Here is a 25892-nt window from a genome sequence, read left to right on the forward strand (position 1 = left end):
ACACCGAGCGGGGGACGCCGAGCGGCGCGGGCCCCGGACGGCAGGCGGTGGTGCAGGATGGAGGCATGTCTGTTGTGAAGATCAATGTGCTGACGGTGCCGGCCGAGATGCGGGAGACCCTGGAGCAGCGGTTCGCCGCACGGGCCGGCGCGGTGGAGAACTCCGACGGTTTCGAGTGGTTCGAGCTGCTGCGCCCGACCGAGGGGACGGACCAGTACCTGGTCTACACCCGGTGGGCCAGCGAGGAGCACTTCAAGGCGTGGATGGAGGGCCCGATGCAGGCGGCCCACCGCCAGGGCCCGCCGGCGGCCGAGGGCGAGGCGCCCAAGCGCCCGGCGGCCACCGACTCCACCCTGTGGTCCTTCGAGGTGGTCCAGTCCACCGGACCGAAGCAGGCCTGAGCCGGCGGCCGGGCCGTCCCGCCGGCGGGCGGTGCGACGGCCCGGCCGGCCCGCGGGTCAGTGGCCGTCGCGGCCGGCCGTCGGGATGAAGTCGGCGGGGGCGGCGAAGGCGGCCCGGCGGGTGGCCCGGCGCAGGGTGCGCAGCAGCGGGCCGCCCACGGTCAGGCAGAGCACCGCGGTGAGCGCCGCCCGCGGCAGGTCCCAGCCCAGCGAGGTGGTCAGGCAGTAGACGGCGAACCGGCCGAGGTTGGCCGAGAGCACGTCGCCCGGGACGAACGAGACCGAGCTGGACAGACCGGCGATGTACGGCCAGCCCTGGAGGTTCATCACCGTCCCGTACGCCACCGCGGCGAGCGACCCGTACCCGGCCAGCAGCAGCCGCTCGCGGCGCCCGCGCAGGGCGGCGCGGCCGGGCAGCAGCCCGGCGCCCAGGCAGACCCAGCCCATCGCCAGCATCTGGAACGGCAGCCACGGCCCGACCCCGCCGGTGAGCAGCGCCGACGCGGACATCGACAGCGCCCCCAGCACGAAGCCGAACCCCGGCCCGAGCACCCGTCCGGCCAGCACCATCAGGAAGAACATCGGCTCCAGCCCGGCCGTCCCCGCGCCCAGCGGGCGCAACGCCGCACCGGCGGCCGCCAGTACGCCGAGCATCGCCACCGCCTTGGCGTCCAGGCCGCGCTCGCCCTGTGAGATCTGGGCCAGCAGGACGGCCAGCAGCAGCGGCAGCAGCAGGGCGAACAGCCACGGCGCGTCGGCGGCGTGCCCGACCAGGTCCGAGCTGCGCGCCGCCAGCAGCGGCCAGCCGAACGCGGCCGCGCCGACGCCGGAGACCAGGGTCAGGGCCAGCGCCGAGCGCCGCCCGAGCGGCACCGCCGGGACCCGGCCGCGGTCGGCGTCCGGGTCGGCGGTGCGGTCGGCACTCCGGTCGGCGGTCGGGGTGGTGAGCGCGGAGTCCGGGTGCGTCACGACAGCGCCTCGGCGACCTGCGGGACGGTCAGGAAGGGGGCGAGCACCTTGGCGACCTGGGGCGCGAAGGTGGGGGAGGCGAGCACGGTCTCCGGCGTCGGCCCGTCGGCGACGATCTCGCCGTCGGCCAGCACGGCGGTGCGGTGGGCGAGTTCGGCGGCGAGCTCGACGTCGTGGGTGGCGAGCAGGATCGCGTGGCCGTCCGCGGCCAGCGCGCGCACCACCTCGACCAGCCGCGCCTTCGCCGCGTAGTCCAGGCCCCGGGTCGGCTCGTCCAGCAGGATCACCGGCGGCGCGGCCGTCAGCACCACCGCCAGCGCCAGGACGAGCCGCTGCCCCTCGGACAGGTCGCGCGGATGGACCTCGTCGCCGACGCCCGGCAGCAGCCGGGCCACCAGTGCACGGCAACTGCCCGGCGCCGCACCGGCGTCCCGGTCCGCGGCGGCGCACTCGGCGGCGACGGTCTCGCCGTACAGCAGGTCGCGCGGGTCCTGCGGGACCAGTCCGATCCGGCGGATCAGCTCCTTGGGCCTGGTCCGGTGCGGGACCAGGCCGCCCACCCGGACGCTGCCCGCGGCCGGCCGGTGCAGACCGACCAGGCTGCCCAGCAGGGTCGACTTGCCCGCGCCGTTGCGGCCCATCAGCGCGGTGACCTCGCCGGCCCGCAGCCGCAGGTCGACCCCGCGCAGCGCGGCGACCGGTCCGCGGGTGACCGCCAGCCGCGAGACCTCGGCGAGCACCTCGCCGGGCGTCCCGTCCAGCGAGGTGCTCGCCGGGCGGCGCGGTGTACGGTCCGCCAGGCGCTCGCGCAGCGGACCGGCGGCCCGGCGTGCGTCGCGGACGGTGAGCGGCAGCGGCGACCAGCCCGCCAGCAGTCCGAGCTCCACCACCGGCGGACGCACCGGGGAGCGGGCCATCAGCGCGGCCGGGTCGCCCAGTTCGGGCGGGGTGCCGTCGCCGGGCAGCAGCAGCACCCGGTCCGCGTACTGCACCACCCGCTCCAGCCGGTGCTCGGACATCAGCACCGTGGTCCCCAGGTCGTGCACCAGCCGCTGCAGCACGGCCAGCACCTCCTCGGCCGCGCCCGGGTCGAGCGCCGAGGTCGGCTCGTCCAGCACCAGCACCTTCGGGTGGACGGTGAGCACCGAGCCGATCGCCACCCGCTGCCGCTGCCCGCCGGAGAGCGAGGACAGCGCCCGGCCGCGCAGTTCGGCCAGGCCCAACAGGTCGAGGGTCTCCTCCACCCGGCGCCGCATCACCGCCGGGGCCAGGCCCAGGGACTCCATCCCGTAGGCGAGTTCGTCCTCCACCGTGTCGGTGACGAAGTGCGCGGCCGGGTCCTGGCCCACCGTGCCGACCAGGTCGGCGAGTTCGCGCGGGCGGTGGGTGCGGGTGTCGCGCCCGTCCACGGTCACCCGGCCGGACAGGGTGCCGCCGGTGAAGTGCGGGACCAGCCCGCCGACCGTCCCCAGCAGGGTGGACTTGCCCGACCCGGACGGGCCGACCAGCAGGCACAACTCGCCCTCGGGGACGGTCAGGTCGACGCCCCGCAGGACCGGTCGGTCGGCGTCGGCGTACCGGACGCCGACCTGGTCGAAAGTGATCACCGGCTGCTCCCGGACGGTCGAGGGGTGACGAAGGCCGGCAGCAGGCCAAGCAGGACCGCCGCGGCGGGCAGCAGGGGCAGGCGCGGCGCCGCCAGCGGCACCACGGAGGGGGCGAACGCCTCCGGGAAGCGCCCGGCGAACCAGACCGTCAGCGCCGCCACCGCCAGCCCCGCGCCCGCGGTCGCCCACTCCGGCAGCGCCCACGGGTCGGGCCGGTAGCGGGTGCGGACCGAACGGCGGCCGCCCAGCAGCAGCCCGCCGGCCGCCGCCGCCAGCCCGACGGGCAGCAGCACCGCCGCCCAGCCGTGGCCGTCCGGCGCGAGCAGCCCGTATGTCGCGGTGGCCACCGACAGCAGGCCCAGCAGGGTCAGCGCCCCGGCGGTGCGCAGGACCCGGCGCGGCACCGGCGCGGTCCGGCCGAAACCGCGGCTGTCCATCGCCGCCGCCAACCCCACCGAACGCTCCAACGCGCCCTCCAGCACCGGCAGTCCGACACTCAGCAGGGCCCGCACACCGCGGTCGTCCCGGCCGCGCAGCCGGCGTGCGGCGCGCAGCCGCTGCACGTCGGCGACCAGGTTCGGCGCGAAGGTCAGCGCCACCACCGCGGCGACCCCCACCTCGTACAGCGCGCCCGGCAGGGAGCGCAGCAGCCGGGCGGGGGAGGCCAGCGCGTTGGCCGCGCCGACGCACGCCAGCAGTACCGCCAGCTTCAACCCCTCGTACACCGCGAACAGCACACCCTCCAGCGCGACCGGGCCGCCGAGCCGCACCCCCTGCGCCCAGCCGGGCAGCGGCAGTTGCGGCAGCGACACCAGCACGTGCGTCCCGCCGACCGGCGAGCCGAGCAGCACCGCGAACACCAGCCGCAGGGCCAGCACCACCAGCCCGATCCGCAGGAACGCCCCGTACGACCGCGCCCACGGCGCGTCGTCCCGCCGGGCCGCCACCACGTAGCCGGCGACCGCCGCCAGGAGCAGCAGGAGCAGCGGGTTGGTGGTCCGCGAGGCGGCCGCCGCCAGACCGAGCGCCCACAGCCACCACGCGCCCGGGTGCAGACGCCGCGGCACCACCCGGGCGGGCGGGCCGCTCGGGCGGGTGGTGCCGGTGCGGGTGGGTGCGGTCACGGGGGCTTCCTGGTCGGTGGGGACGGTCCGGGTTCGGCCGGGCGCCGGGTCAGCTCCGGCGTCGGGTCAGCGTCTGCGCCGGACCTGCCACACGGCGCCGGCGGCGAGCAGCGCGACCACCGCGCCGCCGGCCAGCAGGCCGAGCGACGGGCCGCCCCCGCCGCCCGCCGCGGCGGGGGCGGCGGCCGGGCCGGAGTCGGCGGCCACCGCCTCGCCGCACCCGGCGCGCGGATAGCCGGCGATGGCGCACAGCATGCCGTTGCCGTCGTAGCGCAGCGGCGGCGCGACGGCGGCCAGTACCTCGCCCGAGGTGGCCCCGGCCGGGACGGCCGCGCAGGCGGTCCGCGGCGCGGGCGGCTGGGCGCCGTTGCCGGCGTCGGCCGCGGTGCCGAAGTCGAGGACCACGGCGACCCGCTTGCGGCCGGCCTCGGCCGGGGTGTTCGCGCAGGCGGCGGCGAAGTCGCCGGTGGCGGTGGGACGGGCGGCGTCCTGCCCGCCGTCCGGGCTGAGGGCGAACCGCCAGCCGTCCACCGACCCGTCCGGCGGTACGTAGCCGGCCGGCCCCTGCTGCTGGTACGCCCACGCCGAGCCGGACCACTTCCAGAACGACCAGTAGCGGTAGCCGGTCGCGTGCGCCGGGGTGGCGAGCGCGAGGGTCGTCAGCGTGAGGGCGGTCAGGGCGACCAGCGCGAGGGTGCACAGGGCCGCTGCCGCGCGGCCCGGACCCCGCCGCAGCGGGGCGGTCCGGGCCTGCGGCGCGGGTCCGGCGGACGGGTCGGCGGACGGGCCGGTCACTTGGTGCCGTCGCCCTCGTCGGTGACGGTGGCCGCGGCAACCGCGTCCTGGGCGGCTGCGTCGTCGGCGGTGGTGCCCGCGGCGACCGCGTCGTCGGCGGCGGTGCCCGAGGTGGCGGTGCTGTCAGAGGTAGCGGTGGTGGCCGCCGGGGCGGTCGCGGCGCGGGCGGTGCGGCGGCGGTTCAGGCTGAGCAGCAGGCCGCCGCCGACGCCGACCAGCAGGCCGACACCGATCATCCAGCCGGCCGAGAAGCCGCCGTTCTCGTCGGGCTCGGTGATGCCGGAACCGGGGGCCTTGGTGGCGTCCGGCTCACTGGCGGCCTTGGCGGCGGCCGCAGCCGGCACCTTGGCCGGCTTGGGCCCGGCGTCGATCAGCAGCTGCACCAGGTTGGTGCCGCCGAAGTTGTACGGGTCGAGCTTGGCGGCGCGGGCCACCAGCAGCAGGCTGGCGGTGGCGGCCGGGTCGGTGCCGTTCTTGCCCTGGGCGGCCCAGGCGTAGCCGTTGCCGGCCAGCCAGTCGGCGGCGCTGGCGGCCTCCTTGGGGTGGCCGGCCTGGATCAGGCTGAGCACCGCCCAGGAGGTGGCGTTGAAGTCGGGGCCGGGGGTGGCGCCCGGGGTGTCCAGCAGCAGGTGCTGCCCGCCCGCGGTGAGCTGGGCGGTCAGCCACGCGGACACCGCCTCGGCGGACGCCGCGTGCGGCACCGGCTGGCCGGCCGCGCCGTCGGCGCAGGGCAGCGCCTTGGGTGCGTCGTTCAGCCGGTTGGTGGTGGTGACCGGCAGCAGCCCGCCGGCGGCGGCCAGCGCGGCCTGCGCCGAGGCGAGGGTGTTGGCGGTGAGGGCGCCGCCGGGGGCGGGCTGGAAGGCGAAGGCGCCACGCTGCTCGGCCGGGGCCGCGCAGCCGAGCTGGAAGGTGCCCAGCCCGTCGTAGCCGCTCCTGCCCTCCTTGGTGACGCCGGACGGGTCGGTGCCGGCGGCGAGCAGCGCGGAGACGGCCAGCGCGGTGGAGTCGGCGTCGCCCGGCGTGCCCGGGTTGTAGGACCAGCTGCCGTCGGCGTTCTGGTTGGCCTTCAGCCACTCGACGGCCTTGGCGGTCTGCTCCCGGTGGCCGCCGAGGGCGGCCAGCGCCTGGACGGCCAGCGCGGTGGCGTTGGAGTCCTCGGTCTTCGGGTCGCAGGCGGTGGCGGTGTCGGCGCGGTACGAGGGCCAGCCGCCGTCGGCGCACTGCTGGCCGACCAGCCAGGCGACCGCCGAGTCGGCCGGGGTGACCTCGTTCTGCACCAGCGCGGTCAGCGCCAGCGACTGCCGCCAGACGCCGTCGAAGGACGGGTCGCCCTTGCCGTACAGGCCGGCGGGCAGCCCGGCCGGCGCGGGGCTCGCCGAGGCGGCGGGGGCGGTGGAGGTACCGGCGGTGGACGGCGAGGCCGGGGCGGTGGGGGAGGCCGAGTCGGCCAGCGCGGGGGCCGTGGCGGTGCCGGCGAGCAGCAGTCCGGCCAGGGCGGCGGCGCCCAGGCGGGCAGGGGTGATCACGTGGGATGCCTTTCGGTGAGCGGTTGCAGCGGCCCGGGTGCCCGGGCCGCCCGTAGACCACGACGGGATGGCCGCTCGCCCTCCGCCGGGCAGTCCGACTGCGCCGCCCCGGGGGGCAGCTCACGGTTGCGGGTCAGCGCCGGATTCGCACCGGCTTCCCCCGGAGCGGAGGGCGGATGAAGTTGTCGCGACCGTGAACTCTATCCGGCGGGCCGGCGCACCACGGAACTGGAACCCGTTGCAGGCGCGACGGCGCCTCAGCCCGGGGTGAGCAGGCGGGCGGCGGTGTGCAGGTCGGCGCGGACCTCCTGGAGCGAGGTCCGCCCGCACAGCCACGCCAGCAGTGTGGAGTGCCAGGTGTGCCCGATCACCCGCAGCGCGGCCTGCTGGTCGGCGGTCGGCGGGCCGCTCAGCCGGGCGGCCTCCAGGACGATCGCCGAGGTCAGCCCGGAGACCTCGTCCACCTCACTGCCGACCGAGCGGTCCGCGAAGGACAGGGCCCGCACCATCGCCTCGGCCAGCCGCGGCTCGCGCTGCAGCGCGTGGAAGGCGTTGGTCAGCGCCTCCGCCACCCGCGCCGCCGGCTCCTCACCGGTCGGCGGGTGCCGACGGACCTGTTCCTGCAGCTGGAGCAACTGCACGCGCATCACCGCGACCAGCAGGTGCACCTTGGACGGGAAGTAGCGGTACAGCGTGCCCAGCGCCACCCCGGCGTCCTCGGCCACCTCCCGCATCTGCACCGCCTCGTACCCGCCCCGGGCGGCCAGCGTGGTGGAGGCCCGCAGGATCCGGCGGCGCCGTTCGGCCTGACGCGGGGTGAGCTGCCCCTCGGGCGCGGTGGTCGAGGTCAAGGCGGCCCCCAGGTGCGGTGTTCGGACGAAGTGGTCTCACGCGGGGTCCCACGTGGCGTGAATCACCTGCCCTGGCTCAGAACGGGAAGCTACGGCCCGGTAATCTTCGAGGACTCTCGTTGTTCACTCCGCAGACGACGACGAGCCCAGCACCACCCGTGAAACGTGATCTACTTTACCGGCCGTGCCGGTCCCGGTGAGTAGGGATAAGGGGCCCAGGATGACCGCGCAGTCGCTGCCGTCACTGCGGATCGCCCTGCTGTCCTACCGGGGCGACCCGTTCTGCGGCGGGCAGGGCGTCTACGTCCGCCACCTCTCCCGCGAGCTGGCCCGCCTCGGCCACCACGTGGACGTGATCGGCGCGCAGCCGTACCCCGTGCTGGACGAGGTCGAGGGCCCCGGATCGGTCCGGCTGGTGGAGCTGCCCAGCCTCGACCTGTACCGCGCCGACGATCCCTTCCGCACCCCCGCCGCCGCCGAGTACCGCGGCGTGGTGGACGTGCTGGAGTACGCCACCATGCGCACCGGCGGCTTCCCCGAGCCGCTCACCTTCTCGCTGCGCGCCCGCCAGTACCTGGCCCGGCACAAGGGCCGCTACGACGTCGTGCACGACAACCAGACCCTCGGCTACGGCCTGCTCGGCCTGGAGCGCCACGGCTTCCCGCTGGTCACCACCGTGCACCACCCGATCACCGTGGACCGCCGCCTGGAGCTGGCGGCCGCCGGCACCTGGCTGGAGCGGCTCGGCAAGCGCCGCTGGTACGCCTTCACCCGGATGCAGAAGCGGGTCGCCCGGCGCCTCGAACACATCCTGACCGTCTCCGGCACCTCCAAGGCCGAGATCGCCGAGCAGCTGGGCGTCGCCGCGGGCGCGATCTCGGTCGTCCCGATCGGCGCCGACACCCGGCTGTGGTCGCCCGACGACACCGTCCCGGTGGTGCCGGGCCGGATCGTCACCACCTCCAGCGCCGACGTCCCGCTCAAGGGCCTGGTGTACCTGGTGGAGGCGCTCGCCAAGGTCCGCACCGAGCGCGACGCCCACCTGGTGGTGGTCGGCAAGCCGCAGCGCGAGGACGGCCCGGTCACCGAGGCCGTCCGCCGCTTCGGGCTGGAGCAGCACATCGAGTTCCGCACCGGCCTCACCGACGCCGAACTGGTCGACCTCTACCGCTCCGCCGAAGTGGCCTGCGTCCCCTCCCTGTACGAGGGCTTCTCGCTGCCCGCCGCCGAGGCGATGGCCACCGGCACCCCGCTGGTCGCCACCACCGGCGGCGCCATCCCGGAGGTCGCCGGACCCGACGGCGAGACCTGCCTCGCGGTACCCACCGCCGACGCCGGCGCGCTGGCCGGGGCGCTCGGCCGGCTGCTGGACGACCCCGAGCTGCGCGCCCGCCTCGGCGCCGCCGGACGCGAGCGGGTGCTGGCCAACTTCACCTGGCAGCGCGCCGCCGAACTGACCGCCGACCGCTACCGGGACGCCATCGCCACCGGCGCCGGGCGGCGCGCCCGCTCCGGACCGGGCTGGCGCTACGTCGCCTGACGCTCCGTCCACCCCGGGGCGGGCCGACCACCCGCCGCGGGCCGGCTCCGCCGGAACGCTCCGGACGACCGCCGGAGCGCTTCGGACAGACCGCAGGACCGTTCCGGACGGACCGCCGGAACGCTTCGGACGTACCGTCGGACGGACCGCCGGAACGCTCCGGACGTACCGTCGGACGGACCGCCGACCGACCACCGGCGGACCGGCCCGGTGGCGGACCACCCCGCAGGACCACCCTCCGCAGGACCGCAGCACCAACGAATGGGAGCCCCGCAGTGCTGACCGTCGATTTCTCCCGCTTCCCGCTCGCTCCAGGCGACCGGGTGCTCGACCTGGGCTGCGGAGGCGGCCGGCACGCCTTCGAGTGCTACCGGCGCGGCGCCAACGTGGTCGCGCTCGACCAGAACGCCGACGAGATCGCCGAGGTCCGCAAGTGGTTCGCCGCCATGGAGCAGGCCGGTGAGGCCCCGGCGGGCGCCAGCGCGGTGGCGATGGAGGGCGACGCGCTCAACCTGCCGTTCGACGACGACACCTTCGACAAGATCATCATCTCCGAGGTGATGGAGCACATCCCGGACGACAAGGGTGTGCTCGCCGAGATGGTCCGCGTGCTCAAGCCCGGCGGGCTGCTCGCGGTGACCGTCCCCCGCTACCTCCCGGAGAAGATCTGCTGGGCGCTCTCCGACGAGTACCACGAGGTCGAGGGCGGCCATATCCGGATCTACCGCGGCGACGAGCTGGTGGAGAAGGTCCGCGGCGCCGGCCTGGAGCCGTACGGCACCCACCACGCCCACGCCCTGCACTCGCCGTACTGGTGGATCAAGTGCGCGGTCGGCGTCAACAACGACAAGGCGCTGCCGGTCAAGGCCTACCACCAGCTGCTGGTCTGGGACATCGTCGGCACCCCGGTGATCAGCAAGATCACCAAGGCCGCCGAGAAGGCCCTCAACCCGGTCATCGGCAAGTCCTTCGTGGTGTACGCCTCCAAGCCGCGGACCGGCGAGTGACGGCCGCCGTCCCGGAGGCGCTGCTGCTGGACGGCGTCCTCGACGCCGCCCAGGCCGCCGCCACCGTCCGCTCGATCCTCGCCGACCAGCAGCCCGACGGAGCCATCCCGTGGTTCCGCGGCGGGCACCTCGACCCCTGGGACCACACCGAGGCCGCGATGGCCCTCGACACCGCCGGCGAACACGCCGCCGCCGAGGCCGCCTACCGCTGGCTCGCCGCCCGCCAGAACGCCGACGGCTCCTGGTACGCCGCCTACGGCTACGGTCAGGGCGGTGCCGACGGTACGGATGGAGAGGTCACCAACGCGTCGAAGGAGACCAACTTCTGCGCGTACATCGCGGTCGGCGTCTGGCACCACCACCTGTCCACCGGCGACGACGCGTTCCTGGAGTGGATCTGGCCGGTGGTCCGGCGTGCCCTGGACTTCACCGTCGGCCTGCGCCTGCCCGACGGCCCGATCGCCTGGCGCCAGGACGAGGACGGCACCGCGCCGAACGAGGCCCTGCTCACCGGCTCCTCCTCCGTCCTGCACGCGCTGCGCTGCGGCCTCGCCATCGCCGACTACCTCGAGGAGCCCCAGCCCGACTGGGAACTCGCCGCCGGCCGGCTGCGGCACGCCGTCGCCCACCACCCCGAGCGGTTCCTCGACAAGGACCGCTACTCGATGGACTGGTACTACCCCGTGCTCGGCACCGCGCTGCGCGGCGAGGCGGCGGCCCGGCGGATCGACCGCGACTGGGACCGCTTCGTGGTGCCCGGCCTCGGCGTGCGCTGCGTCAGCGACCGGCCCTGGGTCACCGGCGGGGAGAGCGCCGAACTGGCGCTGGCCCTGTGGGCGGTGGGCCAGTCCGACCGTGCGGTGCAGATCCTGCGCTGGATCCAGCACCTGCGCCACGAGGACGGCTCCTACTGGACCGGCTACGTCTTCGAGGACGACGCCATCTGGCCGGAGGAGCGCACCACCTGGACGGCCGGCGCACTGCTGCTCGCCGTCGCCGCCCTGGGCGGCGACCACGCGACGGTGGCGGTGTTCGGCGGGGAGCAGCTGCCCGCCGGGCTGGTGGTCAACGACTGCTGCTGACAGCCGTTGGCGCGGGCCGGACGCGGGCTGGTCCCGTGTCCTGCCCCGTGCCGGCGCGGGCTGGGCACGTGTGTCGGCGCGGGCTGGACGTGGGCTGGACGTGGGCCGAAGGAGAAACGGGAAGGGCGCGGAGCACGAAGCTCCGCGCCCTTCGCGCGTCCGGAGGTGTTCCGGGGTGCTGCTGTGGCGGGGTCAGCCGCGCTGGATGCCCGAGGTGTCGGCCAGCAGGCCGTGGCTGCCGTCCGGCAGCTGGGCCACCAGAGCGGCGCCGACCTGCTCGACGGCCAGGTACCAGGTACCCGGGACCAGCTCGCCGACCGGCGCACCGGCCGGGTTCTCCTTCGGCGTCAGCTGGCGCACGGCCGGGACGGCGAACCAGAACGGGGCGAACGGGGCAGCCGGAGCGGCCGGGGCCGGTGCGGGGGTCGGCACGGGCGCCGGTGCGGGGGTCGCCAGCGGGTTGTGGTCCTGCGGCTGGGCGGCGGCCGCCGCCGGGTAGCCGTAGCCGGCGGCCGGCGGCTGCTGCGCGCCGTACGGGGCCTGCGGCTGGCCCTGCTGGGCGTGGGGCTGCGCCTGCTGCGCGTGGGCCTGGGCGGGGTCGACGTGGCCCGCCTGGGCGCCCGGGTAGCCGTACTGGCCCGGCTGGCCCTGCTGACCGTACTGGTCGGGCTGACCCGGCTGGCCGGGCTGTCCGTACTGGTCGGGCTGGCCCGGCTGGGCGCCCGGGACGCCGGTGTACGGCGCGTAGCCCTGCTGCTGCGGGGTGGCGGGCTTGTCGGTCAGCAGCGGCGCCTGCAGGGCGGGCACCAGGGGACCGGCCGCCGCGGCACCGGTGAGCACCAGCAGCGCGAGGACGGCGAGCCAGGCGCCGAAGCCGTGGCTGTAGCCGGAGACGTCCGGGCCGCCGGCCAGCGACCAGACCGAGGTCCAGAGGGCGGCAACGGCGAGCGCGGTGCCCCACTGGTCCAGCCGCAGGCCGAGCACCTGGCGGTTGGCCACTGCTTCGCCCTGGAGCCGCTGGACCAGGATGAGCCCGGCCGCGATCAGGCCGAGGAGGAAGACCGAGGGCAGCACCGGGAAGAGACCGGTCGCCCAGGCGCTCGTCGAGACGCTGACGATGCCGGCATCGACGGACTGGTACGGCAGGAAGGAGGCGACGAGGAGCAGCACTGCCGCCCCGGCGACGGCGGCGTCTCCCCTGGTGAGAGCGCGCAAGTTCACTGACGTTCCCCTCGTTGGTGTGTCGTGGTCGGGGCAAAAGCCTAGGGCCAAGGCCCTGCGGAGTGCACAGCGCCCTCCGAATACGAGCATCGCGGCCTGACCGTCAGATGATCGTAAAGTGATGATCGGCCTGTCGTTCGACTGATGGTCATACGTGTCGTTCAGCCGGTCGTCAGAAAAGCGGTCAGGGAGTCGGCGATTCCCTGTGCCGCCCGCTGCCGCCACTGAGGATCCGTCATCCGCTGGGCATCGCCCGAGTTTCGCATGTTGCCGCACTCGATGAACACCTTCGGGACCCGCGACAGGTTCAGCCCGCCCAGATCGCTCCGGGTGTCCAGGCCCTGCTGGCCGATGTAGTCCGCGAACGGCTCGCCGGTCGCCGCCTTGAAGCCGTCCCGCAGCGTCACGCCCAGCTTGTGCGACGGGTCGACTATCGCGGAGGTGTCCGCCTTGCCAGCGACCACCTTGGCGGGCATGATCACGTGGAAACCGCTGGCCGAACCCGGCGCGCCGTCCCCGTGCACCGACACCGCCGCGTCCGCCTTCGCCTCGTTGCCGATCCTGGCCCGCTCGTCGATGCACGGCCCCCACGCCCGGTCGCCGTCCTGGGTGAGCACCACGGTCGCCCCGCGGTCCTGCAGGATCTGCCGCGCCCGGTGCACCACGTCCAGGGTGAAGTCCGATTCCGAGTACCCGTCGTTGGTCGAGGTGCCGGTGGTGTCGCACTCCTTGCGGCTGTTGCCGATGTCCACCTGGCGGGCGATGTCCGAGGTGTGGCGGACGTTCCCGCTGTTGTGCCCCGGGTCGAGCAGGACCGTCCGCCCGGTCAGCGGGCGCGCACCCCCCGCCGCCGAACCGCCGCCCGCGGACGGCTGCGCGGAGCCGGAAGGGGGCGCGGACACACCAGCGGACGCCCCCGGCGAGCCACTAGCGCCGCCCGCACCACCGCCGAGCCCGAGGGAGTCGACCAGATCACCCTCCCCGTACGCCGCCGACACCCGCGGCGCCGCCGTCCCGGCCGAACCGGAGCCGCTGTTCGCCAGCGCCTGCCAGCCCAGCCACCCGACCAGGCACACGGACAGCACCGCGCCTGACGACACGGCGACACGGAAGCCGCGGGAGCGGCGCGGAGGTTCGGTGAACGGGTCGTCGGACTGGGCGTCAGCGGTGCGGGGCGTCACGGGTGATTCAGATCCTGTCCCAGGTGCGAGGTGCCAGGTTGTAGGCACCGGCGATCGGCTTCCACTTTTCCACGAAGTCCTTCTTCGACTGCGTGGCCTTCGGGTTGAGGTCGTTGGCACGGGTGAGGTCGGGGGTGGTCGGCGCCGTCGAACCGGAACAACCCTGGCTGCTCACCGTCCGCGCCCACGCCGCGTACGCGCGGTCGATGTCGCCGGACTGCTGCCACGCCGTCCGCAGCATCGCCACCGCGTCCGCCCCGCCCGGGACGTCGCCCACCTGGAGGGAAGCCAGGTCGGAGATCAACTGGTCGCGCTGCTTGGCCCCGGTGTCGAACACCTCGGCCGCGCTGTCGATCTCCGCCTTCGCCGGGCAGCTGCGCACCTTCGCCACCGCACTGCCGATCGGCGCCTTGGCGTTCTCCCCGCGGGTCAGCAGGTCGTCCAGCGCCTTCGCCTGCGGCGCGGCGTTCGGACCGGCCGCACCGGAGCTGCCGGCCGCCGACGCCGACGCCGACGCGCTCGGCGCCGCCGCCGGGTCGCTCGCCCCACCGCCCGCGCCCGCGGCGGGCGCCGACTGCTGCGGGGCGGCGGGCGTTGCCGGCTTTGCCTGGTCCGAGGAGGGCGAGCCACTGGAATTGCGCACCGCGAACACCACACCCACACCGATCAGCAGCGCGAGCACCACGCCGGCCGCGACCAGCAGCGGCATCCGGTTGCGGCGGGGCTTCTCCTCGTCGCCGTACGGGTCGGCGAGGTCGGAGTCGTAGTCGTACTGGGGGCGCGGCTGCGGCTGGTACGCCTGGCCGGCGAAGCCGCCGGCGGGCGCGCCGGGGGCGGGGCCGGGGCCGGGGCCGAAGTTGGGGCCGTGGTGGGGAACGGGGCCTTGGCCGCCTGGGCCCGGGCCTGGGCCTGGGCCGAAGGGGGGAGCGTCCGGGAAGAGGCCGGGGCCCGGGGGCGGGGTGGGGGTGGAGCTCGGAGGTCCGAACGGCGGGGCGGCGGGGGCGGCGTGGGGCACGAAGGCGTTCGGGTCGGCCCGGTTTGCCGGGTCGGCGGGGGCGAACGGTGAAGGCGGCGGGGAGTGCCGGTACTGCTGCTGGTGCGGTGGCTGCTGCGCGGCCTGCTGCGACGGCTGTTCGGTGAACGGGCCGACCAGGGTGGGCTGGGAGGTGGCGGGGCTCGTCGGTCCGGTGGTGGCGGCCGCGCCGGGTGCGCCGGCTGCGCTGTGAGCGGCGAACGGGCCGGCGGGTGCCGGGAACGGGTTGGCCGGTGCGACCGGGTTCGCCGTGTCCGTCGAGCCTCCGGGCGGAGTGGGCGTCGCAGGCGGGAAGGGAGTCGCAGGCGGGAAGGGAGTCGCCGAAGCCGGTGAACCCGGGTGTCCGGGGGCATACGGCTGCGCGGGCGGTCCGGGCTGCGCGGTCTGTACGGGGGCCGGGAAGGCGCCGGGGCCGCCCGGCTGAGCCGGGGCGGTCGGCTGGGCGCCGGGCGGGAACGGGCTGGCGGCGCCGGGCTGGGCGGGGCCGCCCGGGGCGGGGAAGGGGCTGGCCGGCGCGGGTCCGCCCGGTGCGGTCGGCGGCGCGAAGGTGCCAGGTGCCGGGGCGACCTGCCCGGACGGCGCGAACGGGCCCGCCGGCGTGGCGGGACCGCCTGCGGTACCAGGAGCCGGGAACCCGCCTGTGGGCGCCGGTGCGCCCTCTGTCTGCGGGGTACCGGCCGGCGCCGTCCGACTGCTGCTGGGCCACTTCGAGGCCCTGGGCGCGCCAGGGGCATTCGGAGCGGTCGGAGCGCCGTCCGCAGGGAACGACCCGCCCGGGGGTGCCGGTGCACCCGGAGCGGCGGGACCACCCGGCGTACCGGGGGCCGTAAAGGGCGAGGCCGTGCCCGGCGGTTGCGGGAACGGGGAGGCGCCGCCCGTACCGGGCGGGGCCGGTGCACCAGGTGCACCAGGTGGCGCGGGTGGCGCGGGTTGTGCGGGTGGTACGGGGAAGGACGCGCCGGCCGCGGGGGCCGGGGGCTGCGCAGCACCGGTCGCATCCGGTGCGCGCCGCACCCAGCCGCCCGCGCCGCCCCGGGCGGTCGGATCCCAGACCGCCGGGGCCGTGTTGTCCTGTTCCGTCATTCCCTGCCCTCGCCCCCGCAGAGTGTCGATCCGTGCCCGTGCGAGCCGAATCGGTGTGCTCAGCTGTTCGGCTGCCGCCGACACCGTACCGGGCGCGGGCATGCCGATCCACGGCGGTACCGGAGGGTGCCGCCGTGTGGGACGACGTTAGAGCATGGGTGATCGTGCCCGCAGGAGGCTTGGGCGGCCCGCGTGATCAGCCGCCGATTCGGCGCAGAACCCGCAGCGAACCGGTCACCGAGACCTCCTCGAAGCCCTCGGCGAGGGCCCGCTGGTGAACCCGGTACGGGGCCTGGCCGCCGTCGGCGGGGTCCGGGAAGACGTCGTGGATCACCAGCACGCCGTCCGTGGCGAGGTGCGGAACCCAGCCCTCGTAGTCGCCGGTGGCGTGCTCGTCGGTGTGGCCGCCGTCGATGAACACCAGCGCCAGCTGTCCGCCCCACACCGCCGCGACCTGAGGCGACCGGCCGATTAGCGCGATCACGTGGTCCTCCAGGCCCGCCGCGTGCAGCGTGCGGCGGAAGGTCGGCAGGGTGTCCATCAGCCCGACCTCGGGGTCGACCAGCGTCGGGTCGTGGTACTCCCAGCCCGGCTGCTGCTCCTCGGAACCGCGGTGGTGGTCGACCGTCAGCGCCACCGTCCCGGTCCGCCGGGCGGCGTCGGCGAGCAGGATCGCCGAGCGCCCGCAGTAGGTGCCGATCTCCAGGAGGGGCAGCCCGGTCCGCTCGGCGGCGTCGACGGCGGCCGCGTACAGGGCCAGTCCCTCGTCCACCGGCATGAAGCCGGTCGCACCCTCGAACGAGGCGAGCACCTCGGGCGCCGGGACGGTGGCGGCGGCCGTCTCACGGAGGTCGGTCATCTGCGGTACTCCCTGCTGGCGGTGCGGGTGCGGGTGCGGCGCGGGTGCGTGCAGGCGCGGGCGGCTGCGCGTGGGTCGGACCCTACTGGATGGTAGCTCCGGCCCGCGGCGCCACCCCGGCGGTCAGCCCACCCCCATCGACCTGGCGATACGCTCCCGGTGCGGCGCCAGTTCCGCGTCGATCGCTGCCCGCTGCGCGGTGTCGACCCGGACGGCCGGCTCGCCGGCGGGACGTCCTGCGAGCAGTCGGATCCGCAGGTGCGTCGGCGGGTGCGAGAGGTCGACCGAACCCTGCTGCCGTTCCGAGAGGCGCAGCAGGCGCTCGCACTCTCCCTGCGGCACCGAGGCGAGCTGCTCCGCGAGCTCGTCCCAGAAGGTGCCGGTGGGGATCGGGTGGCGGCCGTTCCCGCGTCCGTGACGGGCCGGCGGAATCGCGCGCCGACGGCCGGCGACCGTCGCCACGGTCCGGTCCAGCAGCAGGACCTCCAGCAGCGCGGACGCATCGGCGGGGGAGGCGACCCGGGCTGCGATCAGGTCGGCCCGGTACTCGGCGAGCTGTCCCGTACGGGTGGTGAGAACGTCGAGTGCGGTGAGTAGCGCGTACGCGATCAGGTTGACCGTCCGCAGGAGGATCCGGGCGATCGCCTCCACGCCCACCATGTGGCGGTGCAGTCGGTCCGCCGCGTGCGGGCGCGTCAGTTCGCACCACTCCTCCAGCGCCACCAGCGCGGACCGCAGCCAGATGCCGCGCCGCTGGTCGTGGTTGACGTCGTGCCCGAACTCGTGGGCGAGCAGGGCGACCCGCTGCCGGTCGGTCAGCCCGTACCAGAGCGGCAGGCCGAGGACGAGCCTGCTGCGACGCCGCAGTCCCGCCCTGCCGAAGCCGGCGTTGAACGATTCGTCCAGCTGGATCGTGTCGACGGGCCGGGCACCCACCGCGTCCGCCACCCGGTCGGCGAGCGCGTACAGCGCCGGTGACTCGGTGCGGGTGAGGGCGGCGGTGTGCTTGAGGTGCAGACGGCCAAGGCGCGGACGCAGCAGGACGGAGACCACCAGTCCGATCACGCCGATCGCCCGCAGGGGCCAACTGCCGCTCAGGAGCCCGGCCACCGAGCCGACCAGTACGGCGGCCGTGGTCAGGTGGACCAGTCCGGCCAGAACGACGGCGCCCAGCCAGGAGGCGTCGCGGTGCGACGGCTTGCCCTCGACCGCCATCGCGTACACGTGCTCGGTACGGACCCGTACGGCGCGTTCGCGGGACTCGGTCCTGCGGGCCCGGCGGGCGGCCCGGCGTCGGGCACCGGCGGAGCGGGCCTCCGGGGTGCGCTGCGGATCGGTCAGGTTCCATTCGCAGGCCGGGCACCAGGCGCGGAAGCGGGGGTCGGCGACGATCGGGGCGTCGCAGTCGGGGCAGCGGGAGGTCGCCGGTGGTGTGGCCGGCTGTGGTGTGGGCGGCTGTGGTGTGGGCGGCCGCGGTGCGGGTGGCTGTGGCCCGGCTGACGGTGCGGTCGGTGCGGTCGGTGCGCAGGTCGGGGCAGGGCTCGCCGGGTCGGCGGTGGACGTCATGGGCGCGCATCCTGCCATCGGCCGTCCGGCGAGCGACAGCGGGTGCCCGAACATCGAGGGCGCGGTACGAGGCCGGGTTCTCGGCGGGAGCGGGATGCGCTATACATGGACGGTCCGGTAGTAGAACGCGTTCTAGAACCGCTCGGGAGCAGCCTCATGCGCGCAGCGATCCTGCACGAGACCGGCCAGGACAAGCTGGAGGTCCGTGACGACGTCGAGGCCGTCGGCTTCGGACCGGGCAAGGTCAGGGTCCGGCTGCGGGCGACCAGCCTCTGCCACTCCGACCTCTCGGCGATGGCCGGCATCATGCCGCAGCCCGCCCCCTTCGTCCCCGGACACGAGGGTGCGGGCGACGTGGTCGCGGTCGGCGAGGGTGTGACCTCCGTCGCCGAGGGCGACCGGGTGGTGCTCTGCTGGATGCCGCCCTGCGGCGTGTGCGGGCACTGCCGCCACGGCCAGTCCCACCTGTGCGTCGCGAGCCTCCGCCGGCTGTCCACCCCGAGCTTCCGGCTCGGCGCGGCGACCGACGCCTTCGGCTTCTACAGCACCGGCACCTTCGCCGAGGAGGTCGTGGTCGCCGCCGACAGCGTCATCCCCGTGCCGGCCGACATGCCGTACGAGGTGGCCGCGCTGATCGGCTGCGGTGTGACGACCGGTGTGGGCGCCGCGGTCAACACCGCACAGGTGCAGCCGGGTTCGTCGGTCGCGGTGATCGGGGCCGGCGGCGTCGGCATCGCGGCCGTCCAGGGCGCGCGGATCTGCGGCGCCGCGCGGATCACCGTCGTCGACCCGGTCGCCTCCCGGCGGGAACGCTCCCTCGCCTTCGGCGCCACCGACGCCGTCGCACCCGAGGAACTCAAGGCCACCAGCCGGGGACTGGACGGCGGCGGCTTCGACTACGTCTTCGAGGCGGTCGGCCGCTCGGCGACCGTGCGCGCCGCGTACGACGCGGCGCGGCGGGGTGGTGCGGTGGTGGTGATCGGTGCCGGCGCCAAGGACGACCAGGTGTCGTTCAGCATGGCGGAGCTTTTCTTCAACGAGAAGCGGGTCCTGCCGTCGTTCTACGGCGGTGGCGATGTGCGGCGGACCTCTGGGCGGGTGATCGACCTCTGGCGGGCGGGCCGGCTGGACCTCGACTCGATGATCACGCACCGGCTGCCGCTGGAGGGGGTCAACGAGGCGATCGCGCAGATGCGGAGTGGTGAGGCGTTGCGGACTGTGCTGACACTTGGGTGATTTTGTCAGCTGTCATTTGCTTGCTGATGGCTGATTGCTGCTGCCTGTTGGTCGGCCGCTGATGGCTGTTCGCGGGTTGTCGTCGGCCGACTGCTGACGGCTGATATCCGACAGCTGATATCCGGCCGCTGAGAGTCGACTGCCGAAAGTCGACCGCTGAAAGTCGACCGCCGAAAGCTGATAGTCGAAAGCCAACGGCCTGCAGCCGACAGCGGACCGCTGAAATCCGACCGCCGAAAGCGGCGCGGCCACCGTCGGGCGACGAACGCCCTCCGGTGGCCGCGGTCAGCTGTGCTCCGCCTTCGCTCAGCGGCGGTGGCGGCCGTGCGGGTCGCCTTCGGCACTGTCGTCGGCAGCGGTCACACCCCGGTGCCGACCGTGCCCGGTGCCCTCGGCGGCCTCGTCGGCGCCGGGCGCGGCGTGGTCGTGCTCGGTGGTGTCGTTGAGGGTGTCGGCCATCTCGTTCTGTCTTCTCCGTGCGAGGTTCGGGTACTGCGCGGGATCGGCCCAGGCCGTGACCCGCGCGGGTCACGATAACGGCCGAAACAGCCACGAGCCTACCGAGCCACTTACCGGTGCGTCCGGCCACCACGACGGTTCGCTCACGTTTCGTCCGACGCTCTCTGACGGTCCGGGCGGAAGCCGGTCAGGTGGGTCGGCCGGTGCGCAGGAAGCCGGCGAGCAGCTCGTGCAGCACCGCGGCCCCCTCCTCGGCGAGGACCTCGTGTCCAGCGCCGACCGCCTCCACGTACCGGAAGTCGGCGCCCTCGGTTCGGCCGAGCCGCAGCAACTCATGGCGCAGTGTGCGGGATTGCCCGACCGGCACGACTTCGTCGCGGTCTCCGTGCACCACCAGCAGCGGCGTGGTGAGGCGGTGGGCGAGTTGGAGCACGTCGCGCGGGCCGCGGGCGTCGTCGATCGGCTGGTCGCCACCGAGTCTGCTGGTCAACCCGCGGACGGGGGCGGCGGCTTCGGCGTGCAGTCGGGCGCCGGACAGGAACGGGGCGACCACCGCGCAGCGCGCCACCTGTTCGGCGGGGGCGTGGGCGGCGGCGAGCAGGGCGAGGAACGCGCCGTAGCTGACACCGAACAGCGCGGGCGGCTCCAGTCCGAGCGCCGAGCGCTGGCCGGCCACCCCGTCGATGAGGGCGAGCACGTCGTCCAGGTCGGGCCCGCCCCAGGCGCCGCGGATGGCCATCGCGTACTCGGGGCCGTATCCGGTGGAGCCACGCTGGTTGGGGGCGAGCACCGCCAGGCCCTCGGCAGCCATCCGCTGCAGCGCGGGGTCGAACTCCAGCCTCCAGGCGTCCGCCGGACCGCCGTGCAGGGCGATCACCAGGTGCGGGGTCGCGAGCCAGGTGTCGCCGCCGTACACCACGGACTCGATCGGGCCGGCCGGGCCGGCGAGTTCGAGGCTCTGGGCAGGGCGCCAGCGTCCGCCGTCGCCCGGTGCCGTGCTGCCGTCGATCCGCCAGCCGAGCGGACCACCGGGTCCGGGCCGGGCCGGGGCGGCCCACGGCGCCGGGTGGTCCCGGCCGATGCCGAGGTGGCCGCCGGTCAGGTGGTGACCCCCGGTGAGGTGGTGGCTCCCGGTGAGCGGTGCCAGCTGGAGCGGCAGCGGTACGGCGCTGGGAACGGCGGCAGGGCTCTGGCCGAGCAGGGTGTCGACGTCCAGGGTGGCCAGGGCGGCCGGATGGTCGGGCGCGGAGTACGGCATCCGCAGGCCCGCCGCCGACCAGTGGCCGATCGCGCCGAGCCGGCCGGGCGGCACCGGCAGCGGGTCGAGTCGTCCGCCGCTGGGTTGCCAGATGGCGAGCGAGGTTCCTGCGCCGTGGTCGAGCTGCACGGCCACTCGCGGTTCGGCCGTGCCGTCGCCGGGAGCCAGCGCGACCGGCCGCAGCAGCACGCCGGCGATGTGCAGGCACTCCGGGAACCGGACCGGTTCGCTGCCGCCGAGCAGACCCCAGCCGAGCCGGTCGATGCCCGGGGCGTCGGAGCGCACCATGCCGAACCGGGTCTCCGGGTCGAACAGCACCAAGCGGTCGTTGCTGTGCTCGCCGATCTCCAGTAGCGGGGTGACCCGGCCGAGTTGGAGGTCGAGCACGAGGGTCTTGACCCCGTCGGGGGTGACCCGGTCGAGGGCCAGCAACCGGCCGGCGGTGTCCAGCCAGACTCCGCCGCCGTACAGCCCGGGGAGTTCGGCGACCTCGGTCATCGCACGGTTGTCCGGGTGCACCAGCCATACGGTGGTGGCCGGGCGGGAGTCGGTCCCGAGCGCCACGGCCACCGGGCTGCGGGTGCCGGTGACGCGGGGGACCGGCAGCAGTCGGAGTCCGGGGAGCCGGAGCGTGGCCAGGGTCAGCTCGGTGACCGCAGCCGGTGCCGGTGCCGGTGCCGAGGTCGGGTGGTTGACGGTGGTGGCCAGTGCGGCGGGGTCCGATGCGGTGCCGGGTCCGCCGTTCGGATCCCGAGCGGCGTCGGAATCGTCAGCGGACGTGCTGTCGGGCACGGTGCCGAGCAGCGCGAGGGTGTGTCGGTCGGCGTCGTGCCGACAGACCAGGACGCGGCCGTCGGGCAGCGCGACCAGCTGCGACCTCAGGCTCTCGGCCCGGCCGCCGGGCAGCGGTAGCGCTGTCGCGGTGGCGGGCGCGTCGGCCGGCAGGCGCCAACTCTCCACGTACCAGCCGCCGTCCGCGCCTGCGGCGAGGCAGGCGGCGTGGGATCCGTCGGTGGCGAAGGTGAAGCTCAGCCGGCGCAGTGCCCGGGCGGTGGTCCGCGTCGCGGTGTTCATCGACTCGCCTCCGCTGTTGCCAGTGCCCCGATGTCCCCGACGTTCGGGGCCTGCGCCGGGCCGTTCGCCTTGCGGGCCGCCACGGCCGGGCCGTCCACACCGTGTGCCACGGCCAAGAGGCCGCCCGAACCGCCCGCCCGAGCCGGGCCGCCTGCAACACCTGTCGGCACCGGGCCGTCCACGGCTCCCGCCGACACCGGACTGCCCGCGTCGTTCGCCTGGTCCGTCCCGGACGGACCGCCCGGGACGGACCAGGCGAACGACGCGCGGACCCGGTCGAGACTCCAGCGGTGGTCGGCGCGCTCGGCGCGCAGTCCGAGGATCGCGGGAGCCAGTCGGCGGGCCGTGCCGCCGTCCCGCGCGGCGAGGGAGAGCCAGCGGCCGAGCCGTTCGGCGACCGGGCGGGCGTGGGGCAGGTCGTCGGCCAGCAGTGGGTCGTGGCCGGTGGCGAGCAGGAAGAACAGCCCGCCGAGGGCGTACAGGTCGGTGCTGAACAGGGCCCGGCCGACCCGGTGCGGGCCGGTGTGCTCGGGCGCCCGGTATCCGGGGGTGCCGACCGAACCGGCCACCGTACCGGCGGGCACGGCCAGTTCGAGGTCGACCAGGCGAAGCCCGCCGTCGGGGGTCACCAGGACGGTGTCGGGGGAGAGGTCGCGCAGCACCAGGCCGCGAGCGTGGACCCGCTCCACCAGTCCCACCAGCCCGGACGCCAGCGGCGCGGCCTCCTCCCACGCGGCATCCGGCCCGCCGTTGCCCCGCTGCCTTCCGGCGCCGAGTTGCCTGAGAGTTCCCCGCTGCCGAGCTGCGACCCAGTTGCCCAGCGTCCGACCCGGCACCCGCTCCAGCACCAGGAAGAGGGAGTCGTACTGCTCGATCAGCCCGAGCAGGCGGGGCGTCAGCCCCTCGCCGTCGAGGCGGCGCAACAGTTCGGCCTCGCGCCGTAACGAGGTGCGGGCATCGGCTGCGGACCGTCCGGCGTCGGGGTGGGCGCGGGCGTGCTTGATCACCACCTCGGCGCCGGTGGCGGTGTCCCGGCCCAGGAACACGCCGCCCTCGGCGCTGTGGCGTACGGCCGCCGTCACCGCGTACCTGCCCCCCGGCAGGACGTCCGACGGCCGTCGCGGCGCCCCCACCACCGACCGCTCGGTCGGCCGGACCACTGGACGCACGGCCGGTCGCATCGGCACGCCCGACGTCACAGCGGACGTACCGGACGTACCGGTGTGACCGGCCGACGGTGCGACCGGGCCGGTCGACCCCCTCCCCTCGACGGGGTCGACCGCCCACGGCGGACGGTGGCGGCCCGGCGCTCCGTCCTGCGCGTCCTCGGCGCGCCCGGCGAAGGCGCCGAACCGGTAGTGCACCCGGCTGCCCGGTCGGTACGGCCGACCCGAGCGGACCACCGGGCCGGGCAGGCCCAGGGTTGCCCGGTGGAGTTCCGCTGCGAGCCGGCGGAATTGCTCCTCGTCCTCCGGATACACCGTGATGAATGTGTCGGCTGCGCCGCGTGCGTCGTTCCGGGAACTGATTTCCCGGAGCCGGTTCAGGTCCGCCGCGAACCTGAATGCGCACGGATCGCCGGCGATCGCGGCGGAGACCGCGGTGAGCACCTCCGCGGCCACCGGGGCGGCCGCACTCACGTGGAGCCGCCACCCGTGGGTCACGGGCTCCCGGCCGGGCGGCCGGACCGTGCACCAGAAACCGTCGACCACGACCCCCCAGCCGCTGCCGCCTTCCTCGGTCCTGCTGCCGGCCACGGCCGCCCGCACCACCTCCACCAACGTGCCGTCCCCACCCGGCCCGTCGTCGACCGACCCGGTCCCCCCGGCCGGACGCAGTGGTGTGCCCGCCCCCATCTGCTCACACCCCTTCGTGTGCCTGCCCGTTTCCGAATCCGTCGGTGGAAGTTCACGAGAGCCTCGGCCTCGCCGCCGTTCCGCCCATTCGATCGGCGGGCGGAATTCGGCGGGCGCCCCTATTTCTCCGACCCCTGGCCGGGGCAACTCTCGTTCGCAGGACTGAAGTTACTTTCGTGAAGGGTGTGACTCAACATCGGAGGGGTCACTTCACTCGTAAGGGTGATCCAGATTCGTTTTCGAATGCGTGCGGCCTCGGGGGTGTGGCCCGCGTCGTGCCCGGAACGGCACCGGAACGGCCCGGAACGACCGGGAACGGACCGGGGCGGCCCAGGTGGACGGGTCCCGTTGCGGCGCTCGGCCGGCGGAGCGCGCCGATCCGCGCCGGTTGACGTGCAGCTGTGCGGGCGGCCGGAACGGGCCGGGGCCCGCCACGCGGTAGTCTCGACAGGTGCCGAAACTGTCCGACGTCATCGCCGTGCTCGAAGAGATCTATCCGCCGCAGTGGGCGGAGTCCTGGGATGCCGTCGGCCTGGTCTGTGGAGACCCGGACGCCGAGACCGCCAAGGTGCTGTTCGCCGTCGACCCCGTCCAGTCCGTCGTCGACGAGGCCGTGGCGTGGGGCGCGGACCTGCTGGTCACCCACCACCCGCTCTACCTGCGGGGCACCACCTCGGTCGCCGCGACCGGCTTCAAGGGCCGCGTCGTGCACACCCTGATCCGCAACGGTGTCGCGCTGCACGTCGCGCACACCAACGCCGACCACGCCCACCCCGGAGTCTCCGACGCCCTCGCCGAGGCGGTCGGCCTGCGCGTCACCGGGCCGATCATCCCCGACCCGACCGACCCCACCGGTCGCCGCGGCTCCGGCCGGATCGGCCTGCTGGAGCCACCGATCACGCTCGCCTCGTTCGCCGCCAAGGTCGCCGACGGCCTGCCCGCCACCGCCACCGGGGTCCGGGTGTCCGGCGACCCCGACCGGCTGATCAGCCGGGTCGCCGTGGCCGGCGGTTCCGGTGACAGCTTCTTCGCCGAGGTCCGGGCCGCCGGTGTGGACGCCTACGTCACCGCCGACCTGCGCCACCACCCCGCCTCCGAGGCCACCGAGGCGGCCCCGGTCGCCCTGGTCGACGCCGCGCACTGGGCCACCGAGTGGCCCTGGCTCAACCTGGCCGACCGCGCGCTGACCGAGGTCGCCACCGAGCGCGGCTGGCAGCTGGAGACCCGCGTCTCCACCCTCGTCACCGACCCGTGGACGGCGCACGCGCCGATGCCGTACACCCCGCCGAAGCCGCACAGCTCTACGCCGCACAGCCCGACGCCGTTCGACCCGACGCCGGCCGCCCCCTGAGGCCGTACCGGCCACCGATGCCCTCCGGCGCCCCGGCGCCGAACCGATTCACACAGGAGTCCTCCGCTTGAACGCCGCGCCCGCCGACCAGATCCGCCTGCTCGACCTGCAGGCCTTCGACTCCCGCCTGGACCAGCTGGCCCACAAGCGCCGCACCCTGCCCGAGCACGCCGAGATCGAGAAGGTCGGCGCCGACCACACCGCGCTCAAGGACCTGGTGATCGCCGCCCAGGCGCAGCTCGGTGACACCACCCGCGAGCTCACCAAGGCCGAGCAGGACGTGGACCAGGTCCGCACCCGGGCCGCCCGCAACCAGCAGCGGATGGACTCCGGCGCGGTCACCTCGCCCAAGGACCTGGAGAACCTGCAGCACGAGAACGCGTCGCTCGCCAAGCGCCAGTCCGACCTGGAGGACGTCGTCCTCGAGGTCATGGAGCGCCTGGAGTCCTCGCAGACCCGGGTCACCGAGCTGACCGCCCGCCTGGAGCACTCCTCGGTCGTCCTCACGGAGGCCGAGGGCCGCCGCGACGCGAAGTTCGCCGAACTCGACACCGAGGTCGACAAGGTCAAGCGCGACCGCGAGGCCGTCGCCGCCGTCATCCCGGCCGACCTGATGAAGGTCTACCTGCGCCTGCGCGAGCAGCAGGGCGGCGTCGGCGCGGCCCGCCTCTACCAGCGCCGCTGCGAGGGCTGCCGCACCGAGTTCTCCATCACCGAGTTCAACGCGATCAAGGCGGAGCCCACCGACAAGGTGCTGCGCTGCGAGAACTGCGGCCGGATCCTCGTCCGCACCGGCGAGTCGGGCGTCTGACC

21 protein-coding genes and 1 riboswitch are annotated in these 25892 nt (G+C 75.1%); of the genes, 7 read left to right on the forward strand and 14 right to left on the reverse strand.

Features of this window, described 5'->3' with window-relative positions; all coding sequences use genetic code 11:
• Positions 1-65: 65 nt before the first annotated feature.
• The gene (locus tag FHR36_RS18855) at positions 66-401 is read left to right on the forward strand and encodes an antibiotic biosynthesis monooxygenase family protein (protein WP_253798744.1); all 336 of its coding nucleotides are present in this window, start codon (positions 66-68) and stop codon (positions 399-401) included.
• Between the two features lie 57 nt (positions 402-458).
• Here FHR36_RS18855 and FHR36_RS18860 read toward each other — a convergent pair whose 3' ends face one another.
• The 6 genes from FHR36_RS18860 to FHR36_RS18885 form a co-directional block, all read right to left on the reverse strand.
• The gene (locus FHR36_RS18860; RefSeq protein WP_253799424.1) at positions 459-1274 is read right to left on the reverse strand and encodes an ECF transporter S component; all 816 of its coding nucleotides are present in this window, start codon (positions 1272-1274) and stop codon (positions 459-461) included.
• 92 nt (positions 1275-1366) lie between these two features.
• The gene (locus FHR36_RS18865) at positions 1367-2977 is read right to left on the reverse strand and encodes an ABC transporter ATP-binding protein (RefSeq protein ID WP_253798747.1); all 1611 of its coding nucleotides are present in this window, start codon (positions 2975-2977) and stop codon (positions 1367-1369) included.
• Complete coding sequence (locus FHR36_RS18870; protein ID WP_253799426.1) at positions 2974-4047, reverse strand: energy-coupling factor transporter transmembrane protein EcfT; 1074 nt, start codon at positions 4045-4047, stop codon at positions 2974-2976. Before FHR36_RS18870 ends, FHR36_RS18865 begins: the two co-directional genes overlap by 4 nt.
• Positions 4048-4167: 120 nt before the next feature.
• On the reverse strand, positions 4168-4896 hold the full coding sequence (locus FHR36_RS18875; RefSeq protein ID WP_407660838.1) for an SCO2322 family protein: 729 nt from the start codon (positions 4894-4896) through the stop codon (positions 4168-4170).
• On the reverse strand, positions 4893-6422 hold the full coding sequence (locus FHR36_RS18880; protein ID WP_253798750.1) for an SCO2321 family membrane protein: 1530 nt from the start codon (positions 6420-6422) through the stop codon (positions 4893-4895). Before FHR36_RS18880 ends, FHR36_RS18875 begins: the two co-directional genes overlap by 4 nt.
• 67 nt (positions 6423-6489) lie before the next feature.
• Positions 6490-6607, reverse strand: a riboswitch (cobalamin riboswitch).
• A gap of 72 nt (positions 6608-6679) precedes the next feature.
• Positions 6680-7273 (reverse strand): TetR family transcriptional regulator, encoded by a 594-nt coding sequence (locus FHR36_RS18885; RefSeq protein ID WP_253798753.1) that lies wholly within the window; start codon positions 7271-7273, stop codon positions 6680-6682.
• A gap of 220 nt (positions 7274-7493) precedes the next feature.
• Between FHR36_RS18885 and FHR36_RS18890 the strand changes: the two genes are divergently transcribed.
• The 3 genes from FHR36_RS18890 (at position 7494) to FHR36_RS18900 (ending at position 10902) form a co-directional block, all read left to right on the forward strand.
• Complete coding sequence (locus FHR36_RS18890) at positions 7494-8813, forward strand: glycosyltransferase family 4 protein (RefSeq protein ID WP_253798756.1); 1320 nt, start codon at positions 7494-7496, stop codon at positions 8811-8813.
• 275 nt (positions 8814-9088) lie between these two features.
• Positions 9089-9820 carry a class I SAM-dependent methyltransferase gene (locus tag FHR36_RS18895; protein WP_253798759.1) on the forward strand — a complete coding sequence of 244 codons (732 nt, stop codon included), beginning with the start codon at positions 9089-9091 and terminating at the stop codon, positions 9818-9820.
• Positions 9817-10902, forward strand: coding sequence for a prenyltransferase (locus tag FHR36_RS18900; RefSeq protein ID WP_253798761.1), 1086 nt, complete (start codon positions 9817-9819; stop codon positions 10900-10902). The genes FHR36_RS18895 and FHR36_RS18900 overlap by 4 nt, the downstream gene beginning before the upstream one ends.
• Positions 10903-11094: 192 nt before the next feature.
• Here the strand turns inward: FHR36_RS18900 and FHR36_RS18905 are convergent, their stop codons facing one another.
• The 5 genes from FHR36_RS18905 to FHR36_RS18925 form a co-directional block, all read right to left on the reverse strand.
• Positions 11095-12123 carry a hypothetical protein gene (locus tag FHR36_RS18905; RefSeq protein WP_253798762.1) on the reverse strand — a complete coding sequence of 343 codons (1029 nt, stop codon included), beginning with the start codon at positions 12121-12123 and terminating at the stop codon, positions 11095-11097.
• Between the two features lie 161 nt (positions 12124-12284).
• The gene (locus FHR36_RS18910; RefSeq protein WP_253798764.1) at positions 12285-13304 is read right to left on the reverse strand and encodes an N-acetylmuramoyl-L-alanine amidase; all 1020 of its coding nucleotides are present in this window, start codon (positions 13302-13304) and stop codon (positions 12285-12287) included.
• Positions 13305-13311: 7 nt separating this feature from the next.
• A complete protein-coding gene (locus FHR36_RS18915) occupies positions 13312-14319 on the reverse strand; it encodes a hypothetical protein (RefSeq protein WP_253798766.1) in 1008 nt (335 codons plus the stop codon).
• 1297 nt (positions 14320-15616) lie between these two features.
• Positions 15617-16279, reverse strand: coding sequence for a class I SAM-dependent methyltransferase (locus tag FHR36_RS18920; RefSeq protein WP_253798768.1), 663 nt, complete (start codon positions 16277-16279; stop codon positions 15617-15619).
• A gap of 123 nt (positions 16280-16402) precedes the next feature.
• Positions 16403-17845, reverse strand: coding sequence for a M48 family metallopeptidase (locus FHR36_RS18925; protein ID WP_253798771.1), 1443 nt, complete (start codon positions 17843-17845; stop codon positions 16403-16405).
• Positions 17846-18001: 156 nt separating this feature from the next.
• On the opposite strand from FHR36_RS18925, the gene FHR36_RS18930 reads away from it, so the two are divergent.
• A complete protein-coding gene (locus FHR36_RS18930) occupies positions 18002-19081 on the forward strand; it encodes a Zn-dependent alcohol dehydrogenase (protein WP_253798774.1) in 1080 nt (359 codons plus the stop codon).
• Between the two features lie 306 nt (positions 19082-19387).
• Here the strand turns inward: FHR36_RS18930 and FHR36_RS18935 are convergent, their stop codons facing one another.
• The 3 genes from FHR36_RS18935 to FHR36_RS18945 form a co-directional block, all read right to left on the reverse strand.
• Positions 19388-19540 (reverse strand): hypothetical protein, encoded by a 153-nt coding sequence (locus FHR36_RS18935; protein ID WP_253798777.1) that lies wholly within the window; start codon positions 19538-19540, stop codon positions 19388-19390.
• Between the two features lie 187 nt (positions 19541-19727).
• Entirely contained in the window at positions 19728-21872 is a 2145-nt protein-coding gene (locus FHR36_RS18940) for an alpha/beta hydrolase family protein (RefSeq protein WP_253798779.1), read from the reverse strand.
• Entirely contained in the window at positions 21869-23728 is a 1860-nt protein-coding gene (locus FHR36_RS18945; protein ID WP_456077705.1) for a class III lanthionine synthetase LanKC N-terminal domain-containing protein, read from the reverse strand. Before FHR36_RS18945 ends, FHR36_RS18940 begins: the two co-directional genes overlap by 4 nt.
• A 451-nt stretch (positions 23729-24179) precedes the next feature.
• Here FHR36_RS18945 and FHR36_RS18950 point away from each other — a divergent pair, with 451 nt between their 5' ends.
• Complete coding sequence (locus FHR36_RS18950) at positions 24180-25079, forward strand: Nif3-like dinuclear metal center hexameric protein (RefSeq protein ID WP_253798783.1); 900 nt, start codon at positions 24180-24182, stop codon at positions 25077-25079.
• Positions 25080-25146: 67 nt separating this feature from the next.
• Positions 25147-25890, forward strand: coding sequence for a zinc ribbon domain-containing protein (locus tag FHR36_RS18955; RefSeq protein WP_253798785.1), 744 nt, complete (start codon positions 25147-25149; stop codon positions 25888-25890).
• Positions 25891-25892 lie beyond the last annotated feature (2 nt).

This window comes from Kitasatospora cinereorecta, from assembly GCF_024172095.1.
GTDB lineage: Bacteria > Actinomycetota > Actinomycetes > Streptomycetales > Streptomycetaceae > Kitasatospora > Kitasatospora cinereorecta.